The sequence below is a fragment of the Ruegeria sp. HKCCE3926 genome, from assembly GCF_017872515.1.
Taxonomy (GTDB): domain Bacteria; phylum Pseudomonadota; class Alphaproteobacteria; order Rhodobacterales; family Rhodobacteraceae; genus Ruegeria.
Window position 1 is genome coordinate 46,265 of the sequence record NZ_JAEDOU010000011.1, and the last position, 13,223, is coordinate 59,487.

Annotated in this window: 9 protein-coding genes; 7 read left to right on the plus strand and 2 right to left on the minus strand. The window is 55.4% G+C overall.

From position 1 onward, the window contains the following. Positions 1-18: 18 nt before the first annotated feature. Positions 19-1,428 (minus strand): lipopolysaccharide biosynthesis, encoded by a 1,410-nt coding sequence (locus I9184_RS19620; RefSeq protein ID WP_171637910.1) that lies wholly within the window; start codon positions 1,426-1,428, stop codon positions 19-21. A 130-nt stretch (positions 1,429-1,558) separates the two neighbouring features. Beyond that, the gene (locus I9184_RS19625) at positions 1,559-2,416 is read right to left on the minus strand and encodes an AAA family ATPase (protein ID WP_171637909.1); all 858 of its coding nucleotides are present in this window, start codon (positions 2,414-2,416) and stop codon (positions 1,559-1,561) included. A gap of 742 nt (positions 2,417-3,158) precedes the next feature. Between I9184_RS19625 and I9184_RS19630 the strand changes: the two genes are divergently transcribed. The 7 genes from I9184_RS19630 to I9184_RS19660 all read left to right on the plus strand — a co-directional run bounded on the left by I9184_RS19630 (position 3,159) and on the right by I9184_RS19660 (position 13,220). Beyond that, positions 3,159-3,761, plus strand: a complete 603-nt coding sequence (locus I9184_RS19630; RefSeq protein WP_348539552.1) for a sugar transferase — start codon at positions 3,159-3,161, stop codon at positions 3,759-3,761. A gap of 69 nt (positions 3,762-3,830) precedes the next feature. Further along, positions 3,831-6,284 carry a tetratricopeptide repeat protein gene (locus I9184_RS19635; RefSeq protein WP_171637907.1) on the plus strand — a complete coding sequence of 818 codons (2,454 nt, stop codon included), beginning with the start codon at positions 3,831-3,833 and terminating at the stop codon, positions 6,282-6,284. A 122-nt stretch (positions 6,285-6,406) separates the two neighbouring features. After that, complete coding sequence (locus I9184_RS19640; RefSeq protein ID WP_171637905.1) at positions 6,407-7,018, plus strand: polysaccharide biosynthesis/export family protein; 612 nt, start codon at positions 6,407-6,409, stop codon at positions 7,016-7,018. A 156-nt stretch (positions 7,019-7,174) separates the two neighbouring features. After that, positions 7,175-8,608, plus strand: coding sequence for a hypothetical protein (locus tag I9184_RS19645; RefSeq protein ID WP_171637903.1), 1,434 nt, complete (start codon positions 7,175-7,177; stop codon positions 8,606-8,608). A 132-nt stretch (positions 8,609-8,740) separates the two neighbouring features. Then, positions 8,741-10,360, plus strand: coding sequence for a VPLPA-CTERM-specific exosortase XrtD (gene xrtD / locus I9184_RS19650; protein WP_209835493.1), 1,620 nt, complete (start codon positions 8,741-8,743; stop codon positions 10,358-10,360). Between the two features lie 167 nt (positions 10,361-10,527). Continuing rightward, positions 10,528-12,075 (plus strand): hypothetical protein, encoded by a 1,548-nt coding sequence (locus I9184_RS19655; protein WP_209835494.1) that lies wholly within the window; start codon positions 10,528-10,530, stop codon positions 12,073-12,075. Between the two features lie 44 nt (positions 12,076-12,119). Next, positions 12,120-13,220: an acyltransferase gene (locus I9184_RS19660; protein WP_209835495.1), complete on the plus strand. Its 1,101-nt coding sequence runs from the start codon at positions 12,120-12,122 to the stop codon at positions 13,218-13,220. Positions 13,221-13,223: the final 3 nt, after the last annotated feature.

Genomic DNA, 13,223 nt, shown 5'->3' on the forward strand with positions numbered 1-13,223 from the left:
AATCAATCGAAACAATACTCACCAGTATGTCTCCAGTTTATCCATCACTCTCTCGGTAATAAGATCGAGGGGCAGGTAATAGGTATGCACCGCCCAGACCCCGGCTGGCACTCCGATTAGAATGGCCAGTATGATCCCACCCCATACCGCGCGCTGCATCAACACTTCACCGCGTGATGGAGCATAGGGAATAGTGGCGATCGGCCAGACCTCAAGCTTGTTGATCAGGTCTTCGGGCCGGCGCACGGACCGATTCAGGACCTCCAGCAAAACCACCAGCCCCAGCCCCAGCAGGATACCAAAGGCCGATCCCCCTCCGGCAATCATCAGGCGGTTGGGTTTCGAAGGCTCGCTTGGCGTAGAGGGATGCTCAATGACGGAAATACGTTGCCCTTGGGACGTGACCTCAATCCGTTCCCCGGTCGAGGCTGCGGCCAGACGACTGACTGCGGCATTGTACTGGGTTTGGATGTTGTCATGTTCGCGCTGCAGTTCAGATAGTGTGATGGCATTGGCCGGGGTCTGATCAATCGTCAGGGTGAGTGCGTCGAGCCGGTCCTGAAGCACGCGGCGCTGATCTTCGAGCGCCGCAATCTGCGAGTCGATTTGCGCCAGCTGCAGATCAAGGGACGAATTGCCTGTCTGGTTAGATGGTGCCGGGGCGTTTGCTTGTTCGGCAGCTACCACCTGCTCAAGCTTTTCGATCCTGGCGCGGAGCAGTTTGATCTGCGGACTGTTTTCGGAATAGACCACGAGTTGGTTGTCGAGTTGAGATCGCAACTGACTGAGTTGCTGCTGTGCCTGGGTCTGATTTTGTGGTGAAACACCGACAACCTGACCTGTCGAGCTGAAGATGCTTATAAGGTTTTCTCGCTGCGCCTTGAGGGAAAATATCTGCTGGTCCGTCTGTTCAAGATTGGTTTGCAACGCCCCTTGTTGCGCCAGCCTGAACTGCAGACTGTCGGGGAGCGCATCGGAATTGTCATTCTTGAACTCAAGAATACGGGCGCTACGTTTGCTCAGTTCGTCGCTGAGGCGGTCGACTTCCAACTGGAAGAAGGCCAGCGTATCGGTCGCGCGTTCCTTGCGATAGGTGACATCCAGCTTCTGGATTTCCGTCAGGTATCTGTTCAACACACCTGCCGCAATCTGGCCACTGCGCGCCTCGAAGGTGATTGTCATCAGATTGGCCTGATTGAGACCCCCGGTGATCCAGATCGAGGTGCTCTTGCGCATGGCGTTGACGATCTGATCGGGGGTTGCCTCGTCCTGATCAGGCAGAACCTCAAATTCATGGGCGATATCAAGAAGGACTGGCCGGGTCAGCAGGCGCTGTTCGATGATCTGCAGTTGCTCTGCTGCAGGTGTGGTCACAGTACTCGCGGCCAGGCTGCCTGGAATCTGGGGCGATTCCACGATCAGGCGCATCTGAGACAGGTAGGTCGGGGGCAGCGCCCGTGCTATGATGATCGATGCCACAGAGACAATGAGCGCGACGATCAGAAAATACGGAAACCGTCTCAGGAAAATGGAAAAGTAATAGCGAACCGGGCCCATATCAGACTGTCAGCTCCTTCTCGAGTGAGTTTCCGCCAAAGAACACGCCATCTTTGACCACTTGCTCCACAACCTCTTCATCCACCTTCTCGGCCTCATTCGTCCAGGCATAAAGCAGGGCAAAGTCGCAGAACTGATTTACAAGTCGCGGAACACCGCGCGTTTGTTTGAAAATCTGCTTGCAGGCCTCTTCGGTGAATTCATCGCCTGAACCGCCAGCCGTTTTCATCCTATGGCTGATATAGGCTTTGACCGAAGACTCATCCATCCGTTCAAGATGAAAACTTGCGGCAACGCGCTGTGTCAGCTGGCGCATCTTGGGATCAAGAACCATGTCGCGCAATTCAGGCTGACCAACCAGAACAAGCTGGATCAGCTCATCCGTATTCGAGTTGATATTGGTCAGCATCCGGATTTCTTCCAACCCTTCGACGGTCAGGTTCTGCGCTTCGTCAAAGATCAGAACCACCCGCCGGCCCTCGGCATATTCCGCGACCAGGAAATCCTGCAGCGCCCGGAATATCTGTACATAGCTTGCATCCGCCTCGATCGGCAGACCCAGCGCGTGCAGGACCCATTGCAGCAGCTCTCCGCGACCGCCCTGCGCATTCGAGATCAACCCTACGGTGATCGACTGCTCCATCTCGCTGAGGAGATGCTGTATCAGGGTTGTTTTCCCGGCCCCGATTTCCCCGGTCAGCACGGTGATGGGCGCACAACTCATGATGCCGAATTGCAGGACCGAGTAACCGCGCTTGTGCAGCGGCGACCAGTACATGAATCCGGGATCCGGAAGCAGCGTGAAGGGCCGTCGGTCAAGCCCGAAATAATCTAGATAAAACCCGTCGCTGGACGCCATTGCACCTCGGTTGCCTTCTGCCTTGTCAAACCTCGTACTGGCCCCCCGGAGATTATCCAAACTCATGCTCTGAACCACCAGAAATCCCTTACACAAAGAACACATCACATAAACAAAAAGTACTTGGGTACTAGTTTGTCACAAAATCAAGATAGCAGGCACCACTAAACTGCACACGCGGTGAATTGACCTTTCCGCTTTCTCAATCTGGAGTGATCGGTGCGATTGTTTCCGTTGTGTCCTTATTAGGTTGACCAAAAAAGAGGCGACCAGAACCTGATGTGATCACACATCAAAAAAGATTCTAAGGGCGGAAATCAAACCCAAAGGGTGAAATTTTCGCTCATTGTGTCCCACGGGGAAACGAAAGTTCATGAATTTGCGGCCAATCAGCTGATCGCATCTTCACGATACTATAAAAAAGCACCTGTATTCAGCGACCAGAGAACACGTTCGCCAGCATTAATGTTTTGCAAGGCAGGTGGAATTTGTTAACAGTTGGATACGGGAAAGCGGCCTCGCAAGTGAGTAAGTGCAGGGTCGAAGTGGTATAAAAATATAAGATTTTAAATATGTGTGGTTGAGGTCGAGCGTGTTCGGTTCGTAAGTTTGGTGAGTGGTTCGTGAGTAATTGTGTGTGTTGGGGGTTTAAATAGTGACAAGTCATTCGAAAGAAGTGGCCAACGCTGGCGCGGGCTACTCCGGTATTTCTGTTGTACCCACTCCGTTGCCGTGTCGAGGGGTGTACAGAAGTGCGGGCAAGCGTCTTTTTGACATTGCGTTCGCTTTGCTCGCAGCACCTTTCGTTGTGCCTTTTGTTCTTATGCTGGCCGCATTTTTGGCATTCCAGGGCGTGACTCCGTTTTATCGGCAGGAACGGCTGGGCAAGAACGGCAAGGCGTTCAAGATGATCAAGCTACGCACAATGGTGCATGACGCCGAAAATGTGCTGCAAGAACATCTGAAAGAAAACCCTGAAGCCCGTGAGGAATGGAATCGCGACCAGAAACTGCGGAATGATCCGCGCATCATCAAGTTCGGGACATTCCTGCGCAAATCCTCGATGGATGAGTTGCCGCAATTCTGGAATGTTTTCGTTGGCGAAATGTCCGTGGTTGGGCCCCGCCCCATGATGGTTTGCCAGAAAGAGCTTTATCCAAACAACATGTACTACAGAATGCGCCCCGGCATTACCGGCTCATGGCAGGTCTCCAACCGAAACAACTCGACATTCGCCGAGCGCGCGCAGCATGATGTGGAATACTGGAAGGATATGTCGCTCAAGACGGACATGCATATCCTGTTTCGGACAATTTTTGCGGTTCTGCGTGGGACCGGTTGCTGAAACGGTCATTTTGCAGCCTTTTGGGATGGCTGTATCCTTGTTGCGCCCAGATCGTGTGGAAACCTACCCATGAACCAGTCCGTCTTTTCCCGTCTCCCACGTCTTGCATCGCTTCTGTGTGCTGCGTTCCTGTTCCTGAGTGCCTGTGACACCGCTGAAGAGCGGGCCGAGAAACATTACCAGGCCGGGCTGGCCTTGCTGGAAGAGGGCGACGTCGAGCGCGCTCTGGTCGAATTCCGCAACGTCTTCAAACTGAACGGCCAGCACAAAGAGGCGCGCCTGACCTATGCCCGGCTTGAGCGTGATCGAGAGAACATCCCTGTCGCATTCGGCCAGTACCTGTTGTTGGTCGAACAATACCCGGACAATTTCGAAAGCCACTTCGCACTGGCCGAGATGGCGTTTGACTTGGGCAACTGGGACGCTGTCAGACGCCATGGTGCGATAGCCGCCGAACTGGAACCCGACAATATAGAGGTCGAGTCCATCAATAACAGCCTGGCCTATACCGACTCGATCCGTAACGGGGATGTGGCCAGAACGGATTCCATCATTCGGACCGCACGCGAAATGATCGACCAAAAACCCGATCTGATGAGCGCGCGGAAAATCGTGATCGACTGGCTTGTCCGCAACGAGCTCTGGGATGATGCTATCGACGAGATTGATGCCGCACTGGCCGTAGTGCCGAAGCAGGACAATTTGTACGCGATCCGACTGCGTGCCCTACAGGCTCAGAACAAACACGAAGAGATAGCTTTACAGCTCAAAGGCATGCTTCAGCTTTACCCCGAGGATGAGGGCGTCGAGGCGATGCTGGTTCAGCATTACATCGACTGGAACGAGCTGGATGCGGCTGAGGATATTCTGCGCGGGAAGATCGACCCTCAGGCCGAAGATCACATGCCAACTCAACGCCTTATTGCATTCCTGAACGACCATCGCGGTCCCCAAGCCGCTATCAACGAAATTGATGCAATCATCGCGCAGGATAGTACAAACGCCGCAAAGCTCCGCGCATGGCGGGCCACTTTGAAATTTCACAGCGGGGACACGCAAACCGCGCTTTCTGAAATGCGCAATCTTCTGGCAGATGCAGAGCGAACCGCACAAACACGGGAAAACGAAGTAGAATTTGCCCGGATGCTGTTCAGCGAGGGGGAATCTGAAGAAGCTCGTGCTTTGGTCGAAAAGATTCTTGAAGAAGATCCGAAACAGGTGGGGGCACTCAAGTTCAAGGCTGCCTGGTTGATTGAGGATAATCAGACCGGTGATGCGATTATCCTGCTGCGCGAAGCCCTGAGCCAGACCCCCCGCGATCCGCAATTGATGACCCTTATGGCCAATGCTCACGAGCGCAACGGCGATCACGAACTGATGGGCGAAATGCTTGCCCTGGCTGCGGAGATGTCCCAGAACGCAGGAACCGAGGCTGCGCGCTACGGTCAATATCTGCTGTCAAAAAATGACTTGGAAATCGCCCAGAGCGTGTTGCTGGATGCCTTGCGTAAAAGCCCGCAAAATCCGGACCTGCTGTCTCTGCTTGCCCAAACCTATATGCGTCAGCAGGACTGGGACCGCCTTGAAGCTGTTCTGAAGTCGCTCGAAGCGCTGACAGATCCCAACGCGCAACGCCTTTCGAACGAGCTCAGGGCATACATGCTGGCCTCCCAGAACCGCTCTGACGACCTGATGGAATTTCTCAACGAATTAGCCGCAGATCCCCAATTCGGCTTGCCCGCTGATATCGCGGTTATCCGACTGATGCTGGCTCAGGACAAACACGAAGAAGCCTTTGCCCGGATCGATCGGAAACTTACGGAAACCCCGGATTCCCTGCCATTGCGCTTTGTAAAGGCACGTGCGCTGGCAGAAGAAGGGGAACTTGACAAGGCCGAACAGATTTATCGCGCGATCATCGATGAGCGCCCTGACATAACACGGGCATGGGTCGCGCTTCACATGCTGGAAGCCGAGCGTGGCAATATCGAAAAAGCCCAGGATGTCCTGGCCGAGGCACTGATTGCCCTGCCCGAAAATCCCGATCTGCTATTTGTGCAGGCAGCGCTTCACGAACAGGCCGGCGATATGGAGCAGGCCATTGCCGTTTACGAAAAGCTCTACCCCCTCAGTGGTCAGTCGATTTTGGTTGCCAACAACCTTGCCAGCCTGCTGACAACCCAGCGCAACGATGCCGAAAGCCTGCAACGAGCGCATGTTTTGGCGCAACGTCTGCGGGGCACGCAAGAGCCCGCCTTTCAAGATACCTATGGCTGGGTGGCGTATCAGGTCGGCAATTATGAAGAGGCCGTCCAGTACCTGGAATCTGCGGCACAGGTTTTCTCTGGGCATCCTCTGGTCTTGTACCATCTGGGCAAAACATACGCCGCTCTGGACCGGCACGAAGAAGCTTTGCGCAGTTTTCGTGCAGCTGAAGCGACCGGGGCAGCCTCGGCTGAGATTGCCTCATCCATAGAGGCCGAGATCGAACGGCTGGTCACGATGAGCAACGCAGGTCAGTAAGCGCACAGAGTGCACGCGCGCCGCCGCTGCATTTCTGCCGCATCTTGTATGTATCAGACTCCCTGCTGATTGTTTTGCAGCTTGTGGGAAGGCATAAGTAGGAAAAAGTGAGAGATTTGAATATGCGTACAGTCATCGGGTCATTAATCGCTCTTGCCCTTACCATGATCGCGGCCACCGCATCATGGGCGCAATCCTATCAAATCCAACCGGGTGATGCGCTGCAGGTTGAAGTTCTCGAAGACCCCACCCTGAATCGGACCATTCTGGTTCTGCCGGACGGGTCCATCAACTTTCCGCTTGCCGGCTCGATCCGTGCGGCCGGTCAGTCAACCAGCGGATTAAGCGCGTCGCTCTCATCGGCGTTGGCCTCGAATTTCAATACGCCGCCGACAGTCTTTATTTCAGTGGCGTCGCTGGCTCCGCCGCCGCTTCTGGGCGGACAGGCCGCATCCGGACCAACCATCGATGTTTTCATCATGGGTGAGGTCAATGTGCCCGGCAAGCATCTGGCAACCGAAGGCACGACAATTCTTCAGGTTTTGGCTCAGGCCGGTGGTCTGACCAATTTCGCGGCTCGCAAGCGCATCGAATTGCGCCGGGCTGACAGTAAAACAGGCGTGATGAGAAAATACACCTATAACTACAAAGGCTCGGGCGGTGGCATCCAAGGCAATACAGTGCTTAGACCCGGAGACGTGGTTGTCGTACCAGCACGCCGCTTGTTCGAATAGGGGCTGATACAGGTGGGGAAATCCAGGAGCAGGCTGTCCACCATTCTGGGGGGCGGGATCGCTGTCATAAGTTCGTTTACACCAGCTGTCGGGCAGCAGGCCTCGACACAGCAAACGACTGCGCAGCAAACACAAACCTCGACACAGCAAACATCCGTGCAGCAGACAACCGTCGCACCGACAGTTGTGCAGCAGACACCCAGCCAGCAATTGATCGCACAACGGGCACAGCGAAACCCGGCCCGAAGGGTCGGCCTGCCGACCGGTCAGCAGATTGGGACCGGGACCGGCCTGAGTGTGACCCTGGATTATCTCTCGTCGCTCAGACATGACAGCAATCTTCGCCTGACCGATCCTTCGCTTGGGTCCACGACCTGGTGGGAGAATACGCTGGCATTGGGTATTCTGAAGCAGACCTCGGATTCGAGATTGGCTCTTGACCTTTCCGGACTGTACCGGATCGCCAATGAGCCGATTATCGGGACGGATTCCAGCTTTGCGGACCCGTCTGCCCGCCTGTCGTATCAGCGGTCGCGCCAGAACAGCCAGCTTGACCTGCTATTGGATTACCGCGAACAGGATCTGGCTTTTAATCGTTCACTGACCGACACCAATCTGGATGGCAGAATCGATGCCGCCGATGTGACCGGAACCATCGGGGATCAGGTCAACTCCTTGGGCAACCTGAATTGGCAAACCGGCCTGAATGATCCAATCGGGTTCCAATTCATCTACGGCTATAGCGAACGCACTTATACAAACACGATCGATCCGAACCTGTTCGACAACAAATCAAGCGATTACACGGCGATCACGACATTGCGGGTGTCACCGGTTTTCCAAGCCAACTTGCGTCTCGGCTACACTGATTTCTCGGCAGAAGACAACGTGCGAACCGATGAGCAAACAACGGTTGTGACAGTAGGGGGGACCTATGACATATCCCCTGTCACCACCGTCAGTGCGAATATCGGTTACAGTCAGGTGGATGACACGCAGCGCACAACCAATACCAACACCGTGACCGAGGATTTCGTCTGGGATTTCGCATGGAACAAAACCCTGCCAGATGGTTCGGCGGATTTTCAGATTGACCAGACATTCGGGGTCAATGGGTCACGGATAAACGCAACGGCCGGCCGCAGTTTTCAGCGCGCCAACGGACTATTCAGCTTCAACCTGGGCCTGACCAGAGGACCATTCGACGAAGTCACACCGATCGGGCAGCTCGACTACAGCTATCAGCTGGCCAGTTCCCGGATCGGAGCAACGGTGCAACGCCGGGTCGGCACCAGTACGCAGAGCATAGAAACACGTGAAACATTGGTGTTTCTGACATATGACTATTTCATCAACCCGGTATCGGGTCTGTCTTTCAGCGTCGATTACATCGACCAGGAAGACGAGGGAACCGGTCAACCCAACCCGCGCCAGCGCGGTACGTTCAGTGCGTCCTATACACGGGCGGTCACGAAAGACTGGGCTGTAAACGTGGGGTACCAATATGAAATGGACGATCAGAACGGCTTTAAGGCAACTTCAAACTCGGTCTTTCTGACTTTGGGCCGACGCTTTTCTCTCAAACCCTGACGTTCATTCACGCGGTTCATGATATCGACAATCAGGACATCCCGCGCCCAATGTCCCGAAAACGGATCAAAATAGCGGGAACTTGAGCCGTCATAATTTCAGGCCACACCTTATTGTGCATGATGGACCGTGATGCATCACCTCGATTCGAAAAACAGCCGCAGTAATATCCTTGAAGCGGCCAGAAGAGGCTTGCCGGTCCTGAACACCGTCGGGCTGTTCTGGTTTGTCCTGCTGCTGCTTGGATCGGTACCCGTCTTCTGGATCGGGATCGTGTCTCTGGGCGCCGCCTGGAGCACCCCCGAATACAGCCATGGCCCGCTGATCCCGATCATCTCGCTGTATCTGTTCCTGCGTGAATTGCGGGATATGCCGCCCCCCAACCCGGTTGTGCATGATCGCTGGCCGGGCGTGCTTGTGATTGCCGTGGCCCTGATCATCGCCATTCTGGGCAACCTGGCCCGTATTCCCGATATCGTCACCTATGCCATGATCATCTGGGTGGGCGGCGTCATGCTGACCGTGTTCGGCTGGCAGCGGGGCAAATACCACCAGCTGCCCGTGCTGCATCTGGTGTTCATGCTGCCGCTGCCGCAGTTCGTCTATTGGAAGCTCACGATCTTCCTGCAATGGATTTCGTCCGAACTGGGCGTCTGGTTCGTGCAGATGGCCGGTGTTTCGGTTTTCATCGAAGGCAACATCATCGATCTGGGGGTCTACAAACTGCAGGTGGCCGAGGCCTGTTCCGGGCTGCGCTATCTGTTCCCGATCCTGAGCTTCTCGTATCTCTTTGCCCTGCTTTACCGTGGCCCGATCTGGCACAAGGTGGTTTTGCTGGTTTCGGCGGCCCCTCTGACCGTGCTGATGAACTCGATCCGCATTGGCGTGATCGGCGTGCTGGTTAATCAGCACGGCATCGAGCAGGCTGAAGGCTTCATGCATTTCTTTGAAGGCTGGATCATCTTCCTGCTCTGCGTCGCCATTCTGTTCCTGATGGCCATCGGCTTGCAGCGCCTGGCGCCGAATCCGCAACCCTTTGCCGAGACCATTGATCTGGATACCCAGGGGCTGGGTTCTGTTGCCTTGCGTATCTTTGGCATTCGCGCATCGGTGGCGCTGGCGGTTGCGGCCCTTCTGACGCTTACGGTTTCAACCGCCTGGACCCTGCGGCCCGCTTCCGAAGTGCGGCCTGTGGAACGTGACCCGTTTGTACTGTATCCACGGCAGCTTGGCCCCTGGTCCGGGTCGCCCACCACGTTGGATCCACAGGTAGAACAGGTTCTGGGTGCCAGCGATTACCTCAATGCCACCTATATCAACACCGGATCGGGCGATTTCGTGAACATGTTCGTGGCCTTTTACGACAAGCAGACCGACGGCGACGGCATCCATTCGCCCGAAGTGTGCCTGCCGGTGGGCGGTTGGGAAATCTTCAGCCTTGAACCGTATGAGATCAACCCCGGCAACACGCCTTATGGCCGCTTTACGGTCAACCGCGCCGTGATCCAGAAAGAGCTGTCAAAACAGCTGGTCTATTACTGGTTCGAACAGCGCGGCAAGCGTATGGTCAATGATTTCCGCGCCAAGATGAGCGTTATTCAGGACGGCTTCACCATGGGGCGCACCGATGGCGCTCTGGTCCGGTTTGTGACCCCCATCCTGCCCGGTGAAACCGAAGCGGATGCGGATGCAAGGTTGCAACGTTTCATGGAGCCAAGCCTGAACCGCCTGCCCCGCTTTGTACCGTTTTGAGGAGGAAATTCGGCGCTCAGGCTTCTAAGCCTTTGACGCCAAGTCATCGCAGTTGGATTTTGAGTGGTCGCGATAAGAAAAATAGATTGCACAATGATGTGCTATCGGTACCTGATGGATCAGTTTTTAGTTTCTAGTATATGGTTAGAAAAGTGCCTGCGGCAGAAATGATTACGACACCTCAAAGCCGTTCTCTGCGACCAGTTCTGGCACTGACTCTGCTTGCCAGCCTTATCCCCTTGTGCGTGACACCCGTTCTGCCACTGACGGATTTCTACGCTCATATCGCCCGTTACTACATTTTGGCCAATCTTCCGGACTCGACCACACTGCAACAGAACTATGAGGCGGCTTGGCAACTGCTGCCCAATCTCGGGCTGGATGTTCTGGGCGCGGGTATCATGAAAGTGCTGCCCCCGCTTTTGGGTGCCAAGCTGATCGCTGGCCTGATCATTGCGGCCCCGTTCGCGGGAATTTTGTACCTGTCACGTGTTCTGCACGGCCGCCTCTCGGCACTGACCGTATTTCTGGCCGGTTTGGTGGCGTATAACCATATCCTGATCTGGGGTTTTTCGAATTTCCTGCTTGGGTTGGGGGTTCTGCTGGGCGCAATCGGATACTGGATTGCGACACAGGACCGCCCCGTCCGGCAACTGGCTGTCACGGCTTGCCTGGGGCTGATCCTGTTTTTCATTCACGGGCTGGCCTTTGCGCTGTGGGGGCTGCTGCTGGGTATGGTCGAACTGTCGCTTGCGTTCCGATCAGGCTATCCCGGGCTACCGGTTTTGTTGCGTAAAGCCGCAAGACTTGCATCGATCGCCATCGCACCGGCCGTGATCTTCCTGCAAACGAAAACCGCAAGCGGAGGCGTCGCCACGCCTGTCTCGAACCTACTGGCTCATGCCGAGCAAGGAACATTGTGGGCACGCCTGAGCACCGAGGCCTATCTGCGCGTTGACGGGTTCCTGCGCGTGGCTGAATCCACATGGCGCACGTTCGACTGGGGTTTTGGCGTCCTGTTATGGGGCGTGCTGATCGGTGGCCTCATCACCGGGATATGGCGGATCGACCGGCGTATGAAGCTTGCCGTGGCGCTGTGCGGTTTGCTGATCCTGATAACCCCTCCGAACCTGTTCGGCGTCGGACATCTGAGTGAGCGGATCCCGCTTCTGATGCTGGCCCTTCTGGCCGCCAGCCTGTCTCTGAATCCCAGCGCCAGGCTGCGATCACAACAAATAGCTGTTGCGGCGATCGCCGGGCTGTTTCTGTTGCGCAATCTGATGTTGACCGTCGGGTGGTATCAGGATGGCAAAATTTACGCCTCTTATCTTGAGGCGTTGAACCTCCACGACACGCGCAGTCTGGGCGCCGGGGCTTATGTGGAAGACGCAAAGGACTCGTGGGTTTTCAAGCCCAGTTGCAGACCCTTGTCCTTTCTCATGATCTTCAACGGTACAGCAGTTCCGACCTTTGCCAACCCCACACAGCAACCGCTGCGGATAGTTGGGCCGTTAGCCAGTGTGCAAGGCGCAGTTCAGAAAATTGCGCTGGAGGCCAATCACACGCTGCCATCGGCCTTGAATGCATTATCGAACGCCAAAGCCGATACAATCGTGACATGTTCCACGGAATCGTTTCCGCCACAGGTTCCGGGTTTCGAGATACTTGCAGCAACTGAACCGTGGATATTGTATCAAAGGATAACTTCCAAATAATTGCGGACCCATATGTTTACGCCACCAACCCAGAGGACTCGCGGATGAAAGACCAGGATGCGCATGCAGCCTCGGGCAATCCTGCGCGCTGCTATATCGCGGACCGGGCAGACGGGCGGGACAACAATTTCAACCTGATCCGGATTCTTGCCGCCAGCGGCGTGCTTGTATCGCACGCCTATCCGCTCAGTTGGGGTGGCGCGGTTGGTCAACCGTTTGAAACTGCTCTTCACGGGCTGTCCCTGGGCATGGTGTGCGTATGGATCTTCTTCGCCATTTCAGGATTCTTCATCACACGCAGCTTCGATAGAAAACGCTCTGCCAGTTCATTTCTGATCGCCCGCGCGCTGCGTCTGTTTCCGGCACTTGCGGTCGTGACAGGGATTACGCTCTTGGTTGCCGGGTTCATACTGACACAGGCCCCTGCATCCGTTTTCTGGGCGCAGGCCGGGGAATTTTTTGTGCGCAACATGCTGCTGTTCAAGATTCAATACGTGTTGCCCGGCGTGTTCGAATCCAACCCGTACGGCCCGGCAGTCAACGGCTCACTCTGGTCGCTGTCTTACGAGGTCACCTGCTATATCGGTGTATTGATCTGCGGCATCCTCGGCATTCTGGGTCGGAAAAAAATCTTTGCGGTTGTTACCCTGCTGTTCCTGGTCGTCTATGCGGTGGCCATGGTGACCGATCTGAACCCGCGCATCGAGCAGCTCACCCGGCTTGGACTCCCCTTTCTCACGGGGATGATCTTTTATATCTGGCGCCAGCACATCCCGCTGTCCCCGATCCTGTTCATCACGGCAACGGCGCTGTCCATTGTGGCCTGGTTCACACCGCTGTTTCTGCCGGTCTTTGCTGTCTGCCTGTCATATATGGTGTTTTTCTTGGGTTACGCGAAAACGCCTCTGCTGCTGCATTACAACAAGCTGGGCGACTATTCCTACGGTGTCTACATTTATGCCTTTCCCATCCAGCAGTTGGTGGCGCAGGCCGGGGTCACCACCCCTATCGTCAACATGGTCATATCATTTCCACTAACGATGATCTGCGCGATGCTGTCATGGCATTATGTTGAGGCCCCAGCCATGCAATTGCGGCACCGGAAGGCTCAAAAGCCCCTGAAGACCAAACAGGCTGCTGAATAGCAG